General features: G+C 67.6%; 19 protein-coding genes. 6 read left to right on the top strand and 13 right to left on the bottom strand.

The features are described from left to right. Positions 1-88 precede the first annotated feature (88 nt). Positions 89-286 (bottom strand): hemin uptake protein HemP, encoded by a 198-nt coding sequence (gene hemP, locus B161_RS18205; protein WP_018634110.1) that lies wholly within the window; start codon positions 284-286, stop codon positions 89-91. A gap of 345 nt (positions 287-631) precedes the next feature. Here hemP and B161_RS0114200 point away from each other — a divergent pair, with 345 nt between their 5' ends. The 5 genes from B161_RS0114200 to B161_RS0114180 all read left to right on the top strand — a co-directional run bounded on the left by B161_RS0114200 (position 632) and on the right by B161_RS0114180 (position 4,785). Further along, complete coding sequence (locus B161_RS0114200) at positions 632-1,711, top strand: hemin-degrading factor (RefSeq protein WP_018634109.1); 1,080 nt, start codon at positions 632-634, stop codon at positions 1,709-1,711. After that, a complete protein-coding gene (locus B161_RS0114195; RefSeq protein ID WP_018634108.1) occupies positions 1,711-2,604 on the top strand; it encodes a heme/hemin ABC transporter substrate-binding protein in 894 nt (297 codons plus the stop codon). Before B161_RS0114200 ends, B161_RS0114195 begins: the two co-directional genes overlap by 1 nt. A gap of 5 nt (positions 2,605-2,609) precedes the next feature. Next, positions 2,610-3,674, top strand: a complete 1,065-nt coding sequence (locus tag B161_RS0114190) for a FecCD family ABC transporter permease (RefSeq protein ID WP_018634107.1) — start codon at positions 2,610-2,612, stop codon at positions 3,672-3,674. Beyond that, the gene (locus B161_RS18200) at positions 3,667-4,476 is read left to right on the top strand and encodes an ATP-binding cassette domain-containing protein (RefSeq protein ID WP_018634106.1); all 810 of its coding nucleotides are present in this window, start codon (positions 3,667-3,669) and stop codon (positions 4,474-4,476) included. The genes B161_RS0114190 and B161_RS18200 overlap by 8 nt, the downstream gene beginning before the upstream one ends. 111 nt (positions 4,477-4,587) lie before the next feature. Further along, entirely contained in the window at positions 4,588-4,785 is a 198-nt protein-coding gene (locus B161_RS0114180; protein ID WP_018634105.1) for a hypothetical protein, read from the top strand. Between the two features lie 125 nt (positions 4,786-4,910). Here the strand turns inward: B161_RS0114180 and B161_RS0114175 are convergent, their stop codons facing one another. From B161_RS0114175 to rpe, 11 genes are all read right to left on the bottom strand, one after another. Then, positions 4,911-6,818 (bottom strand): solute symporter family protein, encoded by a 1,908-nt coding sequence (locus B161_RS0114175; protein WP_018634104.1) that lies wholly within the window; start codon positions 6,816-6,818, stop codon positions 4,911-4,913. Positions 6,819-6,828: 10 nt separating this feature from the next. After that, positions 6,829-7,158, bottom strand: coding sequence for a DUF485 domain-containing protein (locus B161_RS0114170; RefSeq protein ID WP_018634103.1), 330 nt, complete (start codon positions 7,156-7,158; stop codon positions 6,829-6,831). 213 nt (positions 7,159-7,371) lie between these two features. After that, entirely contained in the window at positions 7,372-9,378 is a 2,007-nt protein-coding gene (locus B161_RS18195; protein WP_018634102.1) for a capsular polysaccharide biosynthesis protein, read from the bottom strand. A 70-nt stretch (positions 9,379-9,448) separates the two neighbouring features. Continuing rightward, positions 9,449-10,657: a polysaccharide biosynthesis/export family protein gene (locus B161_RS0114160; protein ID WP_018634101.1), complete on the bottom strand. Its 1,209-nt coding sequence runs from the start codon at positions 10,655-10,657 to the stop codon at positions 9,449-9,451. Between the two features lie 34 nt (positions 10,658-10,691). After that, complete coding sequence (locus B161_RS18190) at positions 10,692-11,999, bottom strand: capsular polysaccharide export protein, LipB/KpsS family (RefSeq protein WP_157755658.1); 1,308 nt, start codon at positions 11,997-11,999, stop codon at positions 10,692-10,694. 186 nt (positions 12,000-12,185) lie between these two features. Continuing rightward, positions 12,186-13,643: an NAD-dependent succinate-semialdehyde dehydrogenase gene (locus tag B161_RS0114150; protein WP_018634099.1), complete on the bottom strand. Its 1,458-nt coding sequence runs from the start codon at positions 13,641-13,643 to the stop codon at positions 12,186-12,188. Positions 13,644-14,068: 425 nt separating this feature from the next. Beyond that, positions 14,069-15,244 carry a pyridoxal phosphate-dependent aminotransferase gene (locus B161_RS0114145; protein WP_018634098.1) on the bottom strand — a complete coding sequence of 392 codons (1,176 nt, stop codon included), beginning with the start codon at positions 15,242-15,244 and terminating at the stop codon, positions 14,069-14,071. Continuing rightward, complete coding sequence (gene pth, locus B161_RS0114140; protein ID WP_018634097.1) at positions 15,241-15,972, bottom strand: aminoacyl-tRNA hydrolase; 732 nt, start codon at positions 15,970-15,972, stop codon at positions 15,241-15,243. Before pth ends, B161_RS0114145 begins: the two co-directional genes overlap by 4 nt. Positions 15,973-16,056: 84 nt before the next feature. Continuing rightward, the gene (locus B161_RS0114135; RefSeq protein WP_018634096.1) at positions 16,057-16,659 is read right to left on the bottom strand and encodes a 50S ribosomal protein L25/general stress protein Ctc; all 603 of its coding nucleotides are present in this window, start codon (positions 16,657-16,659) and stop codon (positions 16,057-16,059) included. 107 nt (positions 16,660-16,766) lie between these two features. Beyond that, a complete protein-coding gene (gene gph / locus B161_RS18185; protein WP_018634095.1) occupies positions 16,767-17,453 on the bottom strand; it encodes a phosphoglycolate phosphatase in 687 nt (228 codons plus the stop codon). Beyond that, a complete protein-coding gene (gene rpe / locus B161_RS0114125) occupies positions 17,453-18,124 on the bottom strand; it encodes a ribulose-phosphate 3-epimerase (protein WP_018634094.1) in 672 nt (223 codons plus the stop codon). Before rpe ends, gph begins: the two co-directional genes overlap by 1 nt. Before the next feature lie 149 nt (positions 18,125-18,273). Here rpe and B161_RS0114120 point away from each other — a divergent pair, with 149 nt between their 5' ends. Beyond that, complete coding sequence (locus B161_RS0114120; protein ID WP_018634093.1) at positions 18,274-19,014, top strand: GNAT family N-acetyltransferase; 741 nt, start codon at positions 18,274-18,276, stop codon at positions 19,012-19,014. Between the two features lie 10 nt (positions 19,015-19,024). On the opposite strand, the gene B161_RS0114115 is transcribed toward B161_RS0114120, so the two are convergent. After that, the gene (locus B161_RS0114115; RefSeq protein WP_018634092.1) at positions 19,025-19,906 is read right to left on the bottom strand and encodes a ParA family protein; all 882 of its coding nucleotides are present in this window, start codon (positions 19,904-19,906) and stop codon (positions 19,025-19,027) included. Positions 19,907-19,959 lie beyond the last annotated feature (53 nt).

The following is a 19,959-nucleotide window of genomic DNA, read 5'->3' as shown; positions in this document are numbered from 1 at the left end:
ATCTCGTTCCTTCATCGTCATACGCCCCTGGCTCGATTCGCGCGGGCTCCCCTGCGAATCGGTGATTCGGCTTGCGGCGGCTATGGCGTCACTTCGTCAGGAGCAGCTTGCCCTGACGCGTGACGCGCAAAAGATAGGTCTCGCCGCGATGCGCGATGCGCAGCAGGCTGGAGCCCTGGAAAAGCTCCGCGCTCTCCAGCGTGGGCGAGACGGCGGCCGCGACGACCGCGCTCACCACGGAGGCCGGGGCGACGGGCGACGGATTGGCGAGCGACTGGGTGCGCATGGGGACCTCTCCGGATTGGGTTAGGGGCCGCGACTCGATTTGAGGCCGGACCCGACGCCCCCTTATTGACGCGTCGTTTCGTGAAAATCAATTCCTGAATAAAACGCTCGGAAATTATCTTGACTTCCCCGGTCGGATATTTAGAAATCGGGCTCAGCCAAGGTCGGCGGTCGCTTCCGAGAGGAGCGCGGCGAGCGGCTTGAGCCGGGAAATCAGGATCTGTCCGCCCGATGGGCGGCTCCAGTTTTCCGTTTCGCGCCGCCGTCGAATTCCGCCAGAATATGGCGGAGCGAGACGCGGCCCGGGAAGATGCGGCGGCGTTCATCACGCGAAGGAATTGCAGGGATGTCCACCACCGTCATCGATTTCGCCGGACTCGCCCAACGCGAGGCCGAATTGCGCGGCGCCCGTCCTGGGCTGCGTCGGCGCGATGCGGCCGAGGCTTTGGGCGTCAGCGAAGCGGCCCTAGTCGAGGCCCTCCGGATCTCCGAGGGCGGAGCGCTGTCCCTCCGCCGCCCGACGAGTCCGGAGGGTTTCGGCGAGCTGCTTAAAGAGCTGCCGCCGCTGGGCCGCCTCATGGCCCTGACCCGCAACGAGCATTGCGTCCATGAGGTCTACGGCGCCTACGCCGCGCCTCAGCTTTTCGGCGCGATGGGCATGACCCTCGGCGCCATCGACCTGCGGCTGTTTCTGAGCAATTGGCGCTTCGGCTACGCTCTGACCGAGCAGACCGAGCGCGGTCCGCGCCGCAGCCTGCATTTCTTCGACGCCTCCGGCGAGGCCGTCCATAAGATCTACGCCGTCGCCGAAACCGATCTGGCGGCTTGGGAGGCCCTCGTCTCCCGCTGGACCGACCCGGCTCCCGCCGCGCCCGAATACGCCGCGCTCCCCCCGCGCCGCGCCGGACGCCCGGACGCCGAGGTCGATCTGGAGGCCCTCCGGGCCGGATGGGCCGCCATGCGCGACCCGCATGACTTCGAAACCCTGCTGAAAAAGCACGAAGTCACCCGCATTCAGGCGTTGGCGCTGGTCGGCGAGGATTTCGCTCGGCCCGTGGCCAAAGACGCGATCCGGCGGGTTCTCGAAGGCGCGGCGGCGGGCGAGGTTCCGCTGATGGTCTTCGTCGGGAATCGCGGCTGCATCCAGATCCACACCGGCGCGCCCAAGACCGTCAAGGTCATGGGGCCTTGGCTGAACATCTTGGATCCGGGCTTCAATCTGCATCTGCGCGAGGATCGCGTGGCCTCGGCTTGGGTGACGCGCAAGCCCGCGGGCGCGGATCACGTCCATGCGCTTGAGCTTTACGACGACACGGGCTTCTGCTTCGCGCGCGTCTTCGGCGAGCGTCACGGCGACGAAGCCGAACGCGCCGATTGGCGCGCTCTGGCGACGGGCCTCGCGCCCGCCGTGGGAGAACTCGCGTGATGCGGCGCAATCTCATGGGCCTCCTCGCGGGGGCCGCGGCTTTGGCCTTGGGCGCGAGCTTCGCGCCCGCCGGGGCTGAGGAGGCGGCGCCTGCGCGCGTCGTCTCCCTCGGCGGGGATCTTACGGAGATCGCTTTCGCCCTCGGCGCGGGCGAAGCCGTCATCGCGGCGGACGACACGGCCACTTGGCCCGAAGCCGCCGCCGAATTGCCGAAAGTCGGCTATGTGCGCCGCTTCTCCCCCGAGGGCGTGCTCGGCCTGACGCCGGATCTGGTCATCGCGGCGCATGACGCCGGGCCGGAATTGGCTCTGGAGCGTCTGCGCTCGGCGGGGCTTGAGGTGAAGGTCGCGCCGGACGGCGAAGGCTGGGATTCGGTGGCGCCCAAGATCGCCTTCGTCGGCGAGGCCCTGAAGCGGCCCGCCGAAGCCGAGGCGCTGATCGAAGAGACCACGAGCCATATGGCCGCCGTCCAAGCGGTGCTGGCGAAGACGGAGGAGCGCCCCGGCGTGCTCTTCGTCATGTCGGATCAGCGCGGCTCGCCCATGGCGGCGGGGCGCGGCACGGCGGCGGACGCGGTGATCGCTCTGGCGGGCGGACGCAACGTCATCACGGAATACGAGGGCTATAAGCCGCTCTCGCGCGAGGCGGCGGTCGCCGTCGCGCCGGATCTCCTGCTTTTGCCGAATCACGTCCTCGCCTCCATGGGCGGGATCGAGGCGGTGAAGGCGCGGCCGGAATTCGCGGCCTCTCCGGCGGCGCGCGAGGACCGGGTGCTCGTCATGGACGCCATGAAGCTGCTCGGCTTCGGCCCGCGCACGCCCGAGGCGGTCGAGGAGCTGGCGACGGCGCTGCATCCCGAACTCGCCAAGGCGCTGGCGGCGGCCGCGCCGTGACCGAAATGACGCGCGAATCGGCGCCCTTCATCCGCAAGGGGGCCGGGCTGCGCGGACCTCTGGGGCTGATCCTGCTGGCGACGCTCTGCGGGATCGCTCTTCTGGCGGAATTGGGCCTCGGCCCGACGCCTTTGTCGCTGGACCGCATCTTCGCCGCTCTGCGCGGCGAGGCCGACGCGGCGGCGCAGACCATATTCACCCAGATCCGGGCGCCTCGGGCGTTGCTGGCTCTGGCGGCGGGGGCCGGATTGGGCCTCGCCGGCCTCGCTTTGCAGGGCGTGTTGAGAAACCCGCTCGCCGATCCCGGCTTGATCGGCGTGACGGGCGGCGCGAGCGTCGGGGCCGTCGCGACCATAGTCTTCGGCGAGACCATGGTTTCGGCGGCTCCGGCGGCTCTTCGCCCCTGGGTCCTGGCCTTCGCGGCCTTCGTCGGCGCCGCCTTGACGGTGGGCTTCATCCTGAAATTGGCGCGGCGCGAGGGCATGACCTCCGCCGCGACTTTGATTCTGGCGGGCGTGGCGGTGAACGCCATCGCGGGGGCTCTGGTGGGCGTCGCCGTCTATCTGAGCAACGACAATCAGCTGCGCGACTTCACCTTGTGGAGCATGGGCGGCCTCGGAGGCGCGGACATGCGCGCCGCGACGGTGGTCGCGGTCGTGACGCTGATCTCCGGGCTGGCGCTGCTGCGGCTGGCGCGGCCTCTCGACCTTCTTCAGCTCGGCGAGGGCGCCGCCTTCCATGCGGGGCTCGACGTGGAGCGCGCCAAGCGCGCCGCCGCGCTTTGGGCCGCTCTGGCGGTGGGAGCGGCGGTTTCGGTGGCGGGGCCCATCGGCTTCATCGGACTGGTGGGGCCGCATCTGGCGCGGATGATCGTCGGGCCGGGGCATCGGATGGCGGCGCCCGCCTCGGCGCTGCTCGGCGCGACGCTGCTGCTCGCGGCGGATCTGGCGGTGCGTCTGGTCGCGCCCCCTTCGGAGCCTCCGGTGGGCTTGGCCATGGGGCTGATGGGCGGACCTTTCTTCCTCTGGCTGCTGATTCGCCGCCGCAATTCGGGAGGCGGCTTTGCTTGAGGCGCGCGAGCTTTCGGTTCGGCGCGGCGGGCGGCTGACCCTGTCCGGCGTGACTTTGCGTCTGGAGCCCGGTCGGGCGGTGGCGCTCTGCGGGGCGAACGGGGCGGGCAAATCCACCTTGCTGGAGGCGCTTTGCGGCGGACTGCGGCCCGATTCCGGCGGCGCCTTCCTCGACGGCGCCGACCTCAGCCGCGCCGACGCCCTGCAATTGGCTCTGCGGCGGGCGGTTCTGGAGCAATCGCCGCGTCTGGCTTCGGCTCTGACGGGCCGCGAATTGGCCGAGCTCGGGCTTTGGGCGGCGGCGCCGCCTCCGGTCGAGGCGCGGCGGATTCTGCATTGGGCTCTGGAGGCGGCGGGCGCGACGGAGCTTGCGGAGCGTCCGGCGAATCACCTTTCGGGCGGCGAGCGGGCGCGGGCGCATCTGGCGCGGGTCTTCGCGCAGATCCGGGCGGGCCGCGAGCGGCTCGGGCCTCAGGCGGGCGGGCGCTGGCTGCTGCTCGACGAGCCCACGGCGCCTTTGGACCTCGCGCGTCAGATCGACCTCATGGCCGCGCTGCGCGCGCTCGCGGCGGAGGGCGTGGGGGTGGTGGCGGCTTTGCATGATCTGAATCTCGCCGCCGCCTTCGCCGATCATGTGGTTTTGCTGGCCGAAGGCCGCCTGCTGGCCGAGGGGCCGCCGCGCGAGGTCTTCACCGAGGCGCTGCTGACGCGGGCCTATGGCGCGCCGATCCATGTGGCGGAGGGCGAGGGCGGGCGGCTGCGCGTCGCGCCGGATTTCGCCCGCATTCGCGCCGTCGCCTGAAAGGCGCTCCGCGCTCTGCGATTTCCCCGAAAGATGGTAGGATGAGGAGCAAGCCGGGCCTGCGCGCCCCTTGAGCGCGGAGAAGCCCGGAGGATCCGAAGGGAGGCTTCGATGTTTCGTCTGATCGGAATGGTCTTCGGGCGCCGCGCCGCGCCTCCGCCCGGCTTCGTGGATTCCGCCGCTTTGCAGGCTTCCGAATTGGTGGAGTCCTTGCCCGACGCGCCCCCCTGCGAATGCGAGGGCGCCATGGAGGCGCTCTGCGACTGGCGCCGCTGCTGCGGCGAGGCCGAGCGCGAACCTGAAGCCTGATCCCCCGCCTTCGAAGAGAGGCTCCGAGGCCGCATGAAAACGCCCCGCGTCGCAAGACGCGGGGCGTTTCCTCGATGGATGCGGAAGGGCTCCGGAGCGGCCTTTCGACCGCTCCGGCCGCCTCCTTAGTGCTTGCTGGCCGCAGCGGCGCCGAGGCCCGTGTTCTGACGGACGTAAACCTCGTCCCACAGAGCTTCGGAGCGCGGATCGCGCCAGAGCAGCGAGCCCAGAATCACCGCAAGGAAGCCCAGCGGGATCGAGATGATGCCCGGATTGCGCAGGCCGATCAGCGGTTCGCTCAGGCCGAGGAGGTTGGTGGTGCGGCCTTCGACGCGCGCGATGTTGGCGCGGGCGGAGGCGATCGCGGCCTCGGAGCTGGAGATGGCCGTGCGGATCTCGGCCTGACGGGCCGCGTCCGCGGCCGTCGCAAGCTCGGCGTTCAGCGTCTCGATGCGGGCGGTCTGGGTGGCGATCGCCGTATTGGCGTTGTTGCGGACGGTGTTCGGATATTCGGTGTTGGGCGAGGCCAGCACCAGCAGGATCGCCGACAAGGTGCCCACGATCATGCCCAGCACGATGCCGCCCGTGTTGCAGCGCTTCCAGAAGAGCGTCAGCAGAATGCAGGGGAAGTTGGCCGAAGCCGCCACCGCGAAGGCGAGCGCCACCAGATGGGCCACGTTCTGGCCCTCGGCCGCGATGCCGATGACGATGGCCATGGCGCCCACCACCAAGCTGGCGATGCGGGCCGCCTTGACCTGCTCTTCAGCCGTGGCCGAGCCGCCGCGGATCACGCCGACGTAAAGGTCATGCGCGATGGCCGAGGCCGAAGCCAGCACCAGACCGGCCACGACCGCCACGATGGTCGCGAAGGCCACCGCCGCCACGAAGGCCAGCATGAAGTTGCCGAGCATGGAATCCGCGCCGCCGCCCAGATATTGCGCGAGGATCGGAGCCGCCATGTTGCCGCCGCGGTCGGCGAGCAGGATGTTGGGCGCGCCCACCTTCATCGCGGCGCCGAGGCCGAGGAAGAGGGTCAGCACGTAGAAGCCGCCGATGATGGCCATGGCCCAGATCACCGAGACGCGGGCTTCCTTCGCCGAAGGCACGGTGAAGAAGCGCATCAGGATGTGGGGCAGGCCGGCGGTGCCGAAGACCAGCGCGAGGCCCAGAGAAATCTGGTCGAGCGGGCTGGTGAAGTAGAGGCCGGGCTCAAGGAAGCGCTGGCCGAGTTCGGTCGCGGTCATGCCTGCGGATTTATCGCCGAGCAGCTGCACGACGCGGGCCTGAATCTTCGGGTCGTTGACGGCGTTCTCAAGGAAGCCGCCGAAGAAGCCGTATTGGCTCCAGACCAGCAGAACCAGCACGATGGAGGCGATGACCAGCAGAATCGCCTTGATGATCTGCACATAGGTCGTGGCGACCATGCCGCCGAAGATCACATAGGCGAGCATGAGCATGCCCACCGTGACGACCGAAATCTTATAATCGATGCCGATCAGCGTCTTGACCAGCACGCCGCCACCGACCATCTGCGCCGTCAGGTAGAAGGTCGAGACGACGATCACCGAGATCGCGCCCACGATGCGCGTGGCCTTCGGGTTGTTGCGATAGGCCAGAATGTCGGCGAGCGTGTATTTGCCGATGTTGCGGCAGGGCTCGGCGATGACCAGCAGCACGGTGATGTAGGCCACGAGCCAACCCACCGAATACATGAAGCCGTCATAGCCGTAGATCGAGATCAGGCCCGCGATGCCGAGGAAGGAGGCCGCGGAGAGGTAGTCGCCCGCGATGGCCCAGCCGTTCTGGACGCCGCTGATGCCGCCGCCGGCGGTGTAGAAGTCGGAGGCCGACTTCACCTTGCTGGCCGCGCGATAGGTCACGAACATCGTCAGGCCGATGATCGCCGCGAAGACGAGGAAGGTCAGCCAGCGGAATTCCGGCGCGACCACGCCGGCGCTCTGAGCGAGGGCGGGGGAGGCGAAGAGGGCGGCCGCGGCCGCAAGCGCGAGAGCGCCGCCTTGAGTTTTCTTCATGGAAGGCTCCTTAGGCGCGCTGGCCGGCTTGCGCGAGGATGTCGCGCTTGAGGGCTTCGGAGGCGGCGTCGAATTCGCGGTTGGCGCGGCGCGTGTAGATGAAGGCGATGCTCCAGGCGACGATGAATTGCGAAATCGCGAAGAGCAGGCCGAAATTCACCACGCCGAAGATCTTGGTCGCCCAGAGTCCGGGCGCGTAGGCCGCGCCCAGAGGCAGCAAGAAGTAGAAGACCACGGAGAAGGCCATGAGCGAGAAAAGGAACTTCCGCTTTTTCTCCACCATCTCCACGAAGCGCGGGTCCCGCGCCGCTTGCGCCCAATCGATGTTGGGTGTCGTCATAATGCGTTCCCTCTCCCTGATGCTTCCTTTGACGGCGCTTGGCGGTCTTTGCTCGTCGACCGCGATTCGCGCAGGAGTCGACTCCCCACGCCATCCGCCGGCGCATATTTACTGAAATTTCATCAATGCGCAATTTTCTTCTAAAAGCCGGGATAAGAATAAGAGCATCCAAGATCGAATCGGAGGCTCTCCGGCTTTATCCTGCGGCGAAACTTAGATTTCGCCGCTTGCGCGCGCCCGTAAAGACAACCAGCCGCCCCAGAGCCGGGCGCCGAGCCGCCGCGCCGGATTCGCGTGGCGCGCGAGTCGGGGGTCTCGGCGGGCCAAACGCGCCGCGATGAGCTCCGGAGAGGCCGGAAGCCCCGTCAAAGGGTCGAGATAGGTCGGATAGAGGATCAAAGCCGCCGCCGTCAGCTCGTCGAGCGTGGCGCGGCGGGTCCGGCGCGCGGGGATCGGCCCAAGGTCGCGCGTCAGGCCCCAGCCCGCGTAGAAAGGCGCCCCGAGGCAGGTCACGGGGCGGTCGCGCAGGATCGCCTCGAAGCCCAGCAGCGAGGTCATGGTCCAGACCTCCTGCGCGCGGAGAATCAGATCATGCGGCGCCGAATCGCGGGCCGTCGCGTCGGCGAGGCCCTTCAGCGCGGATTCCGGGACCGCCCCCTTGCGGCGCAGGGCCTCCACGTCGGGATGCGGCTTGAAGATCAGGAAAGCCTCGGGATTCGCCGCCCGCGCCGCCTCGATCAGCCCGAGATTCGTCCGCACCGCGCCGCCGCCCCGGAGAATCGAGGCGTCGTCCTCGACCTGCCCCACCGCGAGGACCATGCGGCGTCCTTCGGGAATCGCGATCTCGGGTTTGCGGCCGAGGTTGTATTTGCTCACGTCCGCCGCCGCGAGCATCCGCCGCAAAGCGGCCGCTCTCTCCAGAAGCTCCGGAGGAAAGTCGCCGTTCTGGATGAGGGATTCGAGATCGCTCGGGCGGGTGGGATCGTAATAAATCCCCTGCGAATCGGCCACGAGGGAGGCGGGCGGCAAAAGATCCGCGCCGAGGCCGATGGAGCGCAGGAATCCGTCCTCCACCCGCAGAAGCGGGGTGTTCTGCGCCGCCGCCGCCTCGGCGAGGCCCGCGGGCTCCTTGCCCGCCCAGACGAGAATCCGCGATTCCGGCGCCGCGCGGGCTTCGGTCAAAGCGGCCTCCGGGCCGCGGAGGATCCGCGGCCGCGTCCGGCTGGAGCCGAAATAGGCCCGCAGCACCGGCGGCTTCCAGAAAGCCATCCCAAGGCAGAAGCTCGGGCGGCGGTTGGCCAGATCGCGGTCGCGCGCCTCGGCGAGCAGATCGGCGATGGTTTCGAAATCCGTCAGGGCGTCGAGGCGCGGATCGTAATAGAGGGGGCGGCGCAGCCATCCGGCGGCGAAGATCTCCAAGGCCCCGCGCGGACCATGGGCGGCGCGGCGGGCGGGGGCGGGGAGGTCGTCCGCCGTCGCGCCCCATCCGGCGTAAAAGGGCAGGCCGAAGCAGCGGACGCGCTTCCCGGCGAAGAGCGCCTCGGCGCCCATCTGGCTGGTGACCGCGTAGACCGCAGAGGCCCGTTCGATCAGCGCCCAAGGCGAGGCCGCGCGCGTCCAGATCTCGACGCCCTTCAGCGCGGCGGGATCCTCGAAATGCCCGCGCTTCTTCCCTGCGAGGACGTCGGGGTGGGTCTTGAGCAGGATTCGCGCGCCGGGATTCTCGTCGCGGGCGGCCTCCAGCATGCGGGCGAAGCCGCGCGGCTCCGCGCCGCCGTAACGGATGGAGGCGTCGCCGAAGGTTTGATCCACGACGAGGACGAAGCCCGGCTCGGGCGGATCCGCGAGATCGGGCGGCGCGAGGTTGAATTTCGACAGCCGTCGCGCCCTCAGTCGGGCGATTCCGGCGGCGGCGCGGGCCTCTTCGCCCGGCGCGAGCCCCGCGCCTATGGCGGCCTCCAGATCGCAAGGCGCGGAGCAATCGTAATAAACGCCCGTCGAGTCGATCAGCAGGCTGAAAGGCGGCGCGCCCTCCACGCCCAGAGCCAGAGAGCGGAGAAACCCATCCTCCAGCGCGAGATAGGGAATTCCGCGCCGGGCGGCCAGCTCGCGGGCGGCTTGGGCGCGGCGGTTATAGCCCCAGCCCGCCAGAGCCTCGACCTCGCCGAAGCCGTAGGCCGGGACCAGACGCCAGCCCGCCAAAGCCAAAAACCGGCGCAAGCGCCGGTTTCGGAGGAGATAAGTCGAGAGGCTCCCCAGCCGCCGCGCCCGCAGGGCGGCGGCTTGGGGCTCACTGGACTCCAAACGTGCTGGCGGTGCCGCCCGCCGAGCTGACGGCGCCCGTGCCCATGGAGATCAGGCTCATGATCTTCCTCCATTCGACGATGGGCGCGTTGGTGACGAAGATCAGATCGTCTTCGCGCAGCTGGAAGGCCTTAGCGTAGAAGATCGTGTCCGGACGGCGCATGTCGAGCTGATAGATCACCCGATGCAGGCCCGGCGAAATGGCGGCGCTCGGCAGAGATAAAGTCTCGATTCCCGCCGCGTCCACCGGAGTCGGATCGTCGGGGGCCGTGATGCGCTTGAAGCGATAGCGCGCCAGCCGGTCGGCCTCCTCGAAGCGATAGACGAAGACGCCCGTCGGATTGGCCTGATCGTCGTTCAGGCCGCCGCTCGCGCCGAGGGCGTCCATGAGGGTCATGTCGGGGCCGGTGAATTCGCGGCGTCCGGCGCCGCGCACGGCGCCCATGGCGGTGTAGAATCGCGGATCGCGCTCGAGGATCAGGGCGTCGCCGCTGACCAGCGTCACGTCGTAGCGGGGCGTGGCGTAGATCGTCGAGAGCGGCAGACGAATGCTCTGGCCGCGGCGGCGCAGAGTCACGAAGGTGATCTCCGGCTGAAGGGTCGAACCGCCCGCCCGCGCGAGCAGACGCATCAGCGAATCCTCGCCGGAGGAGAGCGGATAGACGCCGGGCGTGGCCACCGCGCCCTGAATCGAGACGCTGCGGGGCGTTTCTTTGGCGCGGCGGATCTCGATCTGGGGATCAAGGGTCTTTTCGGCGAGGCTGGCGCGGATCTCGCGGCGCAGATCGGCGACGCTGCGTCCGGCGGCGTCCACGAATCCGACATAGGGCAGGAAGATCTGGCCGACCTCGTCCACCGTCACCGTGCCGATTTCGGAGTTGCGCGAGCCGACCGCGGTGAAGACGCCTTCGTCGACGTTCTCCCAAATCCGGATGGACAGCTCCTCTCCCGGCGCGATCTTCGCGTAATCTTCGGGGGCGGTGCGGATATAGTCGGGCGGCATGGCGTAGACGCGGTCTATGCGGGCCAGACGGGCCACGTCGGCGTCGATGGGGATAAGGTCGTAGGGGACCTGTCCCTCCACGGCGGCGTCGGAGATCTCCCAAGCGAGGGGTCCGCCGCGCGGGGTCTTGTCGCATCCTGCAAGCGCCATGGCGGCGAGGAGCGCCGCCGCCATGAATCGACCGAGAATCATATGCCGTCCCTCAAATTCGCTGCGTCCCGTCCGTCTATTCCGCCGCCTCCGGCCAGCCTTCGCGGGCGTCGGAGCGCACATAGCCGTCATAGGGATCTTCACTGGCAAGCATCATGCCGACCAGACGCCCCATGCCGAGACCCCGTTCGTGATCGGCGTAGAAGCCGCCGCGGATCTGAGAGGTGGCTTCGAGGAATCTCCGGAAGACCTGATAGGTCTGTTTATCCGGCGCGTCGGGATCGGAGAAGAAGCTTTTCAGATCCGGCCGCCGCGAAGTCAGGCCGGGCTTGTCGTAGACCGCCCGCCCGAGCGCCATGGTCGGCAATCCGCGCCAGATCGCCTGATGGGCGGCGGTGGAGTTGATGGTGACCACGCCCCGAACCGTCGGGCGGTTGAGCAGATCGCTGAGCATCCCGCCGTCCACGAAGGCGACGCGGCCCTCCAGCCCGTAGCGGCGGGCCGTTTCGGGAATCAGGCGATGCAGCTTCTCGCGGCCGTCCTCCAGAGGATGGGCTTTGAAGACGAGCATGGTCTCCGGATCCATGTCGGGCGCGGCCTCGGCGAAGGCTTTGAGGCAGAACTCCACCATCTCGGTGAGATTGCGGAAGCTGCTGTGCGCGCTCATCGAGGGATCGAAGCCGAGCTGAAGCAGAACCATGAAGTTCGGCCGCGGATCGGCCATGAGCCGCCGCTCCGTGAGGCGCAGCCGCGTCCGGTCCACAGGCCGGCGGGCGGTGCGGCGCAGCCAGACGCCCAGCTCCTGCGTGAGGGTCAGCTCGCGATGGCGCTGATAGTTCTTATAGGCGCGGTTGCGGGTCCAGACCTGGAAGTGATAGCGCAGGCTCTGGACGATGTGCTGGCGCGTCGAGCCCCAGCGCGCGGGCGGCGGCGAGGCCTGAGCCTCAGCCTCGCTCTCCTCGGCGGAGACGCCGCGCATCTCCTTCAGGCTGACGTCCATCAGCCGCGAATAGCCGTTCGCGCCCTGACGCTCGTAAGTGATCCAATGGGGGCGCAGATACCCCTCTTCGAGGATATGCGTGCGGATTCCGGCGCGGCGCGCGGCCTCCAGCGCCAGCCGGTGGGCGGGGCGCGTGTCGCCGTACAGCACGAGGTCGGTGGCTCCGCGCCGCTGAAAGTAGAACTGGAGAAAATCCTGCAAATCTTCGAGCGGCTGGTTGAAGGCCTCGTAAGGAAAGGCCTCCGGCCATTCGTAGCGGTCGCCCTGATTGAAGCCGATGCGGGAGACCTGCGCACCCTCCTGCTGGAGAGCGACGGCGAGCTCGCCGAAAAAGGGACCATGCGGACCCTGAAGAAACACAAAACGCCTAAGCTGATCGGACACGCGCACGCCCTTCTGAAACGAAGCCCCCCGGCATGGGTCGAAACCTAGGAAGGGCCTCGAAAATCGTCAACGAAACTTTACCCAAACGCATTCCTCCCCCCCATGAATGACGGATTGGTGAGGCGTCGATGCGGCGTTTTCGCCTGAAAGGAGAGCGCTGTGCGCCAGAGTGAATATTTTACGCGATCAGGAGACTCCGCCGAGACAAACATACTTGATTTCGAGAAACTCCTCCAGACCGTATCGCGAGCCCTCCCGGCCGAGGCCTGAGGACTTGACGCCGCCGAAAGGCGCCTCGGCGGTGGAGATCAGGCCGGTGTTCACGCCGACCATGCCGTATTCCAGCGCCTCCGAGACCCGCCAGACCCGCGCCATGTCCCGCGCGTAGAAATAAGAGGCGAGTCCGAATTCGGTGTCGTTGGCCAGCTCCACGGCTTCGGCCTCGGTCTCGAAGGCGAAGAGCGGGGCCACCGGGCCGAAGGTCTCTTCGCGCGAGACGGCCATGTCGGGCGTCACGCCGGTGAGCAGGGTCGGCTGGAAGAAGAAGCCGCCTTTCTCATGCCGACGGCCGCCGAGCGCCACCTGTGCGCCTTTCGACACCGCGTCGGAGATATGGGCCTCGACCTTCTCCACGGCTTTTTCGTCGATGAGGGGGCCGAAGTTCACGCCTTCGTCGAAGCCGTCGCCGGTCTTCATGCGGCCCACCGCCGCCGCGAGCTTCTGCGCGAAGGCGTCGTAAACGCCCTTCTGCACGTAGATGCGGTTGGCGCAGACGCAGGTTTGACCGTTATTGCGGAATTTGGCGATCAAAGCGCCCTCCACCGCCGCATCCAGATCCGCGTCGTCGAAGACGAGGAAAGGCGCGTTGCCGCCCAGCTCAAGCCCGAGCTTCTTGATGGTCGGGGCGCTTTGCGCCATGAGCTGCGCGCCGATCTCGGTGGAGCCGGTGAAGGTGATCTTCCGCACGACGGGGCTGGAGGTCAGAGCCGCGCCGATCTCGGAGGCGCTTCCCGTCAGCACCGAGAAGAGTCCTTTCGGCAGGCCCGCCTTCTCGCCCAGAAGCGCGAGGGCCATGGCCGAGAAAGGCGTCTGAGAGGCGGGCTTCAGCACCATGGCGCATCCGGCGGCGAAGGCGGGTCCGGCCTTGCGGGTGATCATGGCGTTGGGGAAGTTCCACGGCGTGATCGCGCCCACCACGCCGATGGGCTGCTTCAGCACGAGCAGGCGTTTGTCGGGCTGATGGCCGGGGATGATCTCGCCATAGGCGCGGCGGCCCTCTTCGGCGAACCATTCGAGGAAGCTGGCGCCATAAGCGATTTCGCCTTTGGCCTCGGCGAAGGGCTTGCCCTGCTCCATGGTGAGGATCGCGCCGAGATCCTCTTGGTTCTCCATGGTCAGCTCATACCAGCGGCGCAGCACGCCCGCGCGATCCTTGGCGGTGCGGGCGGCCCAAGCCTTCTGAGCCTGCTGGGCCGCTTTGATCGCGCGTTCGGTCTCGGCGGCGCCGAGCTTGGGGACATGGCCCACGACCTCGCCCGTCGAGGGATTGCGCACGGCGATCCCTTGCCCCTTCGCCTCGATCCACTCGCCCGCCACATAGGCGGCCTGTTTCAGCAAGGAAGGATCGCGCAAAGCATAGGACATGGAAGGTCTCCCCGGAGAGGTTTCGGCTTCGAGTTTCGGCTTCTCTGGGAGTTTGAGCTTGGAGCCTTTTCCGATCAAGAGAATCGTTTAAAGGCTCCAAGCTTTTGTTTGGTCGCGCAATTTACCCGAAAAGTCTTTCAAACTTTTCGGATTGCGCTCTAGGGCCTGTTGACGTTCAGGGTTTGGAGCGCGGTCTGAGCGTCAATCTCCCGGTTTGAGGAGCGAAATCGCAGGTGAAGTTGATCTTCATCCAGGTTTCGCGACGAAAAAATGGGCGATTGACGCCAGATCCTGTAGGGACGCGGGGGATTTCGCTCCTGAAGGCGTCGAAGCCTCCTTATGGAGCGAACTCCACGGCGGAGCCTTCTCCTGTGCAGAAACGAAATCCCCTCGCGCCGCGCCCGAAACCTGAATGTCGACAGGCCCTAAATTCCGCCCTGAATCCAGTCCTTCAGGCGGCGGGCGCCCTCGATCATGTCCTCAGTCGAGCGGGCGTAGGAGAAGCGCATGCGGCTCAGGCCGCGGGCGGGGTCGAAATCCACGCCCGGAGTCGCCGCCACCCCCGCCTCGCGCAGCATCCGCGCGCAGAACTCCGGAGAATTCGCCGTGAACTTGCTCACGTCGGTCCAGATGTAGAAGGCGCCGTCCGCCGGAGCGATGTCCGCGAAGCCGAGGCCGGGCAGGGCGTCGAGCAGGATCTCGCGGTTGCGGGCGTAGGTCGCGACATGGGCGGAAAGCTCCTCGTCGGCCTCCAATGCGCCCAGCGCCGCGATCTGGCTGACATGGGGCGCGCAGATATGATGATTCTGCGTCAGACGCTCCACCGTGCGCAGCAGATGCTTCGGAACCACCATCCAGCCGACCCGCCATCCGGTCATGCAATGATATTTCGAAAAGCTGTCGATGATCAGCGCGCGATCCGAAATCTGGACCGCCGAGACCGGAGCCCGGCCCTCGAAGAGGATGCCGTTGTAAATCTCGTCGGAGATATAGGGGATTCCGAGCTTTGCGCAGGTCTGGATCAGCGCGGCCATCTCGGGGCGGCCGAGAGTCGTGCCCGTGGGATTGGCCGGGCTCGCGGCGAGGATTCCCGCGAGCGGCGCTTGGGCGTGGGCCGCCTCGATCATCGCCGGAGTCGGCTGAAACCGCGTCGAGGCTTCGGCGGGCAGACTCACGGGCTCGATGTTCAGCGATCTGAAGATATTGCGGTAGCTCGGATAGGAGGGATCGGCCATGGCCACCCGCGATCCGGCGTCGAAGAGCGCGAGGAAGGCCAGCAGAAAGGCCCCCGAAGATCCCGTCGTGACCACGATCTGCTCCGGATCGGGCGCGACGCCGTAAAGCCGCTTATAGCGCGCCGCGAGGGCCTCGCGCAGATCCTCGCGCCCGGTGGCCAAGGTGTAGCCCATGGGATCGCCCGAAGAGAGCGCTTTGAGCACGGCCTCGCGGGCCTTGCGCGGGGCGGGAGCGGCGGGCTGCCCGACCTCCATATGGATGATCTGGCGGCCTTTGGCCTCTTCGGCGGCGGCGGCGCGCATCACGTCCATGACGATGAAGGGATCCACCTCGGAGCGGCGGGCGGGGGCGGGATAGAGCGTCATGGCGCATCCTTGGAGAAACGGGCCCGCAGAGCCTCTAAAGGGCTTTGCGGAGCGGGGGAGGGCGCGTCTTCGGCCCCAAGCTTCGCCTCGGCCGACTTGGCTTCGGGCGGTTTGGCTTCGGGCGGTTTGGGCGGCTTCGGGGCTTTGGGCGGCTGAAGCCGCGCCATGATTCTTTGCTGATATTTATCGAGGGCCTTGCCGAGATCCTCTTCGACCAGAATCGGCGCCTCGGCTCCGAGCGCCGAAAGCATCGGCCCGAGCCAGACTTCATCCGCTTTGGCGAAGGCGTGGAGGACGTGATTCGCCACCTCCTCCTTCACGCCCGGATGCCCGACGCCGATCCGGATCCGGTGGAAATCAAGCCCGAGATGCTGGCCGATGGAGCGCAAGCCGTTGTGGCCCGCATGGCCGCCGCCGGTCTTGACGCGCAATTTGCCCGGCGCGAGGTCGATCTCGTCGTGGAAGACCACGAGTTGTCCGGGGCGGATCTTGAAGAAGCGCGCCGCCTCGGCCACCGATTGGCCGGAGAGGTTCATATAGGTCAGCGGCTTGAGGATCAGCGCCTTTTCGCCGCCTAGGCGCCCCTCGGCGAGCAGCCCTTGGAAGCGTTTGCCGAAAGGGCCGAAGCCCGCCTCCCGCGCGATCTCCTCCACCGCGAGAAAACCGACGTTATGGCGCGTGCGTTCATATTCCGGCCCCGGATTGCCAAGGCCCACGAGCAGCAACATGAAAAGGACTCCCCGAACATGAAGACGCCCTCTCCGGGGGCGGAGAGGGCGCTGAACTCAACCTGTGACCGAAGGCGCAAGGCCTCAGGCTTCGGCTTCGCCCTCGGCGTCGCCCGCCTCGGCCTCGGCCGGCGGAGCGATGGAGGCGACGGTGAAGTCGCGGTCGATGACCGTCGAGGCGCCCTGAGGCAGAGCCACCTTGCTGATGTGCACGGTGTCGCCGATCTCAAGGCCGGTCAGATCGACCGTCAGCGAATCCGGGATGGCGTTGTTCGGGACGCGCAGCTCGACCACATGGCGCGCCACGTTCAGCGAGCCGCCCGCCTTCAGACCCGGCGAAGCTTCGTGATTCTCGAAGTGGACCGGAACCTCGACCTCGATAAGGGCGCCGCGCTCGACGCGCAGGAAGTCCACATGGGTCGGCAGGCCGTTGAGCTTGTCCTTCTGGATCGCCTTCGGAATCGCGTGATGCGAGTCGCCGCCGACCTGAATCTCGAAGATGGTGGTGAAGAAGCCGCCCTTATGCAGCGTCTTCAGCAGCGCGTTGCCCTGCAGGCGGATGGTGACGGGCTCTTTTTTAGCCCCATAGATCACGGCGGGAACATAGCCCTCGCGGCGGGTCTGGCGAGCGGCCCCCTTGCCCACTCCCGGACGCGCCTCGGCGACTAGGACGACGACGTCGGACATCTGAATTCTCCATAAATTAGGCGACCCGCCCCCCTCCAGGGGGGAAAGGGCGGGAAGCGCGCCTTATAAGCGCTTCGCGCGCGAAGCGGAAGCTTTATCCGCGCGCCTTATTTATGGCGGGCCTCGCCCTCGCGGGCGAGACGCTCGACGAGTTCGGGCAGGCGGGCGAAATCGGAGAACTCCGCGCGCAGGGCTTGGGTTTTGATCGGGCCTTTGCGATAGCCTTCCGTATGGAGCAGGAAGGGCGCGCCCGCGGCGTCCGCCGTGGCGGCGTCCACCTCGCTGTCGCCGACATAGGCCGTGGCGGCCAGTTCGGCCCCGAGATGGCGCGCGCAAAGCTCCAGAGGCTCCGGCGAGGGCTTGCGCTCGGGCAGGGTGTCGCCGCCGACCACGACCTTGAATAAGCCGTCGATCCCCAATTGCTTGAGGGCCTGATGGGTGAGCGCCTCGGGCTTATTGGTGCAGATCCCCAGATCATAGCCTGCGGCGCGCAAAGCGATCAGCGCTTCGCGGGCGCCGGGATAAAGCCGGGTGCGCTGGGTGGGCTCCTCGGCGTAAAGCGCCTGAAAGCGGTCGAGATCGGTCGCGGCCTGATGCGGCTCGCGGGCTTTCCCGCGTCCGGACCAAGCCTGCTCCAGCAGACGCGGCGCGCCATGGCCCACGAAGCTGGTGACGGTCGGCAGGTCGTAGGCCTCCAGCCCGCGCTCTTCGAGCAGCCGGTTCAGGGCGTGGGCGATGTCGGGCGCGCTGTCGATCAGCGTTCCGTCGAGGTCGAAGATCACGGCTTTCTGCATTACGCGGATTCCCCGGCGCGGCGGATCTCCGCCAGATTGGAGCGATAGAAGGTCGGGCCGCCCTTGAAGGCCGCCGAACCCGCCACGAGCACGTCGGCGCCCGCCGCGACCACCAGAGGCGCGGTTTCGGGCGTCACGCCGCCGTCGATCTCGATGCGGATGTCGCGCTCGCCGATCATCTTGCGCAGATTGCGCACCTTCTCGACTTGGCTTTTGATGAAGCTCTGGCCGCCGAAGCCCGGATTCACGGTCATGACGCAGATCAGGTCGATGCGGTCGAGGACATAGGCCACGGCGCTTTCCGGCGTCGAGGGGTTCAGCGCCACGCCCGCCTGTTTCCCCAGATTCTTGATCGCCTGCAACGTGCGGTCGAGATGCGGCCCGGCCTCGGCGTGGACGGTGATGAGGTCGGCGCCCGCCTTGGCGTAGGCCTCCAGCGAGGCGTCCACCGGCGAGATCATCAGATGGACGTCCATGAAGGTTTTGATATGCGGGCGCATGGCCGAGCAGACCGGCGGACCGAAGGTCAGATTCGGCACGAAATGATTATCCATGACGTCCACATGGATCCAGTCGGCCCCGGCGGCCTCCATGGCCTGAATCTCCTCGCCGATCTTCGCGAAATCGGCCGAGAGGATGGAGGGGGCGAGACGAAGCTGGCGCGCGGACATGAGCGGACTCCTTTGGAGATTTCCAGCGCAGGCTAAGGGGCGTCGCCGGAAACGAAAACCGATTTCCTTAAAGCTCAGGCCCGCTTTTCGGCGGATGCGGCGCGAGCGCGCAGGGGGTAAGATCCGGGCCTCATATGGGGAGCCGCCGCATGACCGGAAAGATGGACGATCACGAAGCCGCGCGTCTTTTCGCCCTGAGCGCCCGGCTCTGGCCCGCCGCCGAGACGGAGGCTCTGGGGCCTTGGCTGCTGCGGAGCGATTCCTCGACGACCAAGCGGGCCAACGCGCTCGGAGTCTTCGGGGCGCCGGATCGGCCTCTGGATCAGGCCATGGCCGAGGCGCGGGCTTGGTATGAGGCGCGCGGGCGGCGGCCTTTGGCGCAGATCCGTCTTGAGGATCGGGCGGTTCGGGATTGGCTGGCGGCGCGGGGCTCGGCGCCCTTCGACGAGACTCATGCGCTGGTTCTGCCGCTTCCCGCCGGGGGCGCGTCGGAGGATCTGCGGGTCGCGGCCGCGCCGGAGCCTCCGGAGGTTTGGGCGCGGATCGAATCCCATGGCCCGGAGGATTTTCCGGCGCGTCTGGCGGTGATGCGGCGTCCGGAGCTTCGGCGCTTCGTCACCTTGTATGAGGGCGAGGCCGCTTTGGGCGCGGCCTATGTCGCGGCGGCGGAGGATCTGGCCTTGATCGCGGCGGTTTCGGTGCGGCCCGAGGCTCAGGGGCGAGGGCTCGGGCGGGCGCTGATGGGGGCGGCTCTGGCTCAGGCGGCGGATTTGGGCGCGGGACTCGCGGCGGTGCAGGTGGAGGCGGCCAATGCTCCGGCGCGGCGGCTTTACGCGCGGCTCGGCTTTCAGGAGGCCTTTCGCTACGCCTACGCCGGGATTCCCGCCTGAGGCCGCGCCGTCAGGCCGCCGCGAATCCGCGCTCTTCGCTGAGGTTGTCGAGCAGCCGCCGCGCCGCGCGCACGAAGATATCGCGCGATTCCGGCGCGACCTCGGCGAAGATCGGCCGTTTGGCGATCTGGGCGGCCAGCGTGCGCGGTCCGAAATCCGGCGCCGCCCCGAGGATGTAGCTCGCGCCGGGAAGGTGGTCGTCCAATTCGCGGGCCATGCTGCGGGTCAGGCGTCCCGCGCCCTCGATCAAAGTCCGGTGGGCTTGGGAATCCACGGAGACCCGATTCGCCAGCCCTCCCAGAAACCGCGCCCGCACGCCGCCGCGCGGCCGCGCGCCCAGAGTCTTCCGCCAATGGGGCTCCCAATGCAGTATCCAGTCCTTGGAGGCGCGCAGCCCGTCGAGGCTGGCCATCGACATGCCGAAAGGAGTCACGAAGCCGTCGGCGGCGATCAGACCCGCCTTGGCCAAGGCGCTCGGGCCGGGCGCGAGATCCAGAAAAGCGAGATCATAGCTGCGATGCAGCCGCAGAAGCAGACGCCGCATCTGAAGCATGGCCTGCGCGTCGCCGCGGCTCCATGCGGCCTCCAGCCGGGGCAGGACTTCGAGCAGGCTGGTGTCGCCGGGCAGGATGTCGAAGCCGAAATGCGGGCTGCGCATCACGAAGGGCGTCGGATCCAGATCCGCGCCGTCGCGCAAAGCCCGCCGCAGGGCTCCTTCGCTCTGGCCGCGCAGGGCGCCGATCTCCAGACTATGGAAGCTGGCGTTGCGTTGAGGATCGGCGTCGGCCACCAGCACGCGCAAGCCTCCCTGCGCGCAGAGAGCCGCCAGATGCAGAAGAAAGGTGGTTTTGCCCGCGCCTCCTTTATGCGCCAGGAAAGCTACGATTCGCATCCGTTCGCCGCATCCTCTCCGTCGTCAGGGCCGGTCTCCGGACGCGCGAGGCC

The sequence above is a fragment of the Neomegalonema perideroedes DSM 15528 genome (assembly GCF_000374145.1).
GTDB lineage: Bacteria > Pseudomonadota > Alphaproteobacteria > Rhodobacterales > Rhodobacteraceae > Neomegalonema > Neomegalonema perideroedes.
This window is presented reverse-complemented; position numbering and strand designations above follow the sequence as displayed.

Excerpts from the sequence above, each read along its gene's own strand:
- hemP (WP_018634110.1), bottom strand. The coding sequence starts at position 286 with ATGCGCACCCAGTCGCTCGCCAATCCGTCGCCCGTCGCCCCGGCCTCC.
- B161_RS0114200 (WP_018634109.1), top strand. The coding sequence starts at position 632 with ATGTCCACCACCGTCATCGATTTCGCCGGACTCGCCCAACGCGAGGCC.
- B161_RS0114195 (WP_018634108.1), top strand. The coding sequence starts at position 1,711 with ATGCGGCGCAATCTCATGGGCCTCCTCGCGGGGGCCGCGGCTTTGGCC.
- B161_RS0114190 (WP_018634107.1), top strand. The coding sequence starts at position 2,610 with ATGACGCGCGAATCGGCGCCCTTCATCCGCAAGGGGGCCGGGCTGCGC.
- B161_RS0114180 (WP_018634105.1), top strand. The coding sequence starts at position 4,588 with ATGTTTCGTCTGATCGGAATGGTCTTCGGGCGCCGCGCCGCGCCTCCG.
- B161_RS0114175 (WP_018634104.1), bottom strand. The coding sequence starts at position 6,818 with ATGAAGAAAACTCAAGGCGGCGCTCTCGCGCTTGCGGCCGCGGCCGCC.
- B161_RS0114170 (WP_018634103.1), bottom strand. The coding sequence starts at position 7,158 with ATGACGACACCCAACATCGATTGGGCGCAAGCGGCGCGGGACCCGCGC.
- B161_RS0114160 (WP_018634101.1), bottom strand. The coding sequence starts at position 10,657 with ATGATTCTCGGTCGATTCATGGCGGCGGCGCTCCTCGCCGCCATGGCG.
- B161_RS0114150 (WP_018634099.1), bottom strand. The coding sequence starts at position 13,643 with ATGTCCTATGCTTTGCGCGATCCTTCCTTGCTGAAACAGGCCGCCTAT.
- B161_RS0114145 (WP_018634098.1), bottom strand. The coding sequence starts at position 15,244 with ATGACGCTCTATCCCGCCCCCGCCCGCCGCTCCGAGGTGGATCCCTTC.
- pth (WP_018634097.1), bottom strand. The coding sequence starts at position 15,972 with ATGTTGCTGCTCGTGGGCCTTGGCAATCCGGGGCCGGAATATGAACGC.
- B161_RS0114135 (WP_018634096.1), bottom strand. The coding sequence starts at position 16,659 with ATGTCCGACGTCGTCGTCCTAGTCGCCGAGGCGCGTCCGGGAGTGGGC.
- gph (WP_018634095.1), bottom strand. The coding sequence starts at position 17,453 with ATGCAGAAAGCCGTGATCTTCGACCTCGACGGAACGCTGATCGACAGC.
- rpe (WP_018634094.1), bottom strand. The coding sequence starts at position 18,124 with ATGTCCGCGCGCCAGCTTCGTCTCGCCCCCTCCATCCTCTCGGCCGAT.
- B161_RS0114120 (WP_018634093.1), top strand. The coding sequence starts at position 18,274 with ATGACCGGAAAGATGGACGATCACGAAGCCGCGCGTCTTTTCGCCCTG.
- B161_RS0114115 (WP_018634092.1), bottom strand. The coding sequence starts at position 19,906 with ATGCGAATCGTAGCTTTCCTGGCGCATAAAGGAGGCGCGGGCAAAACC.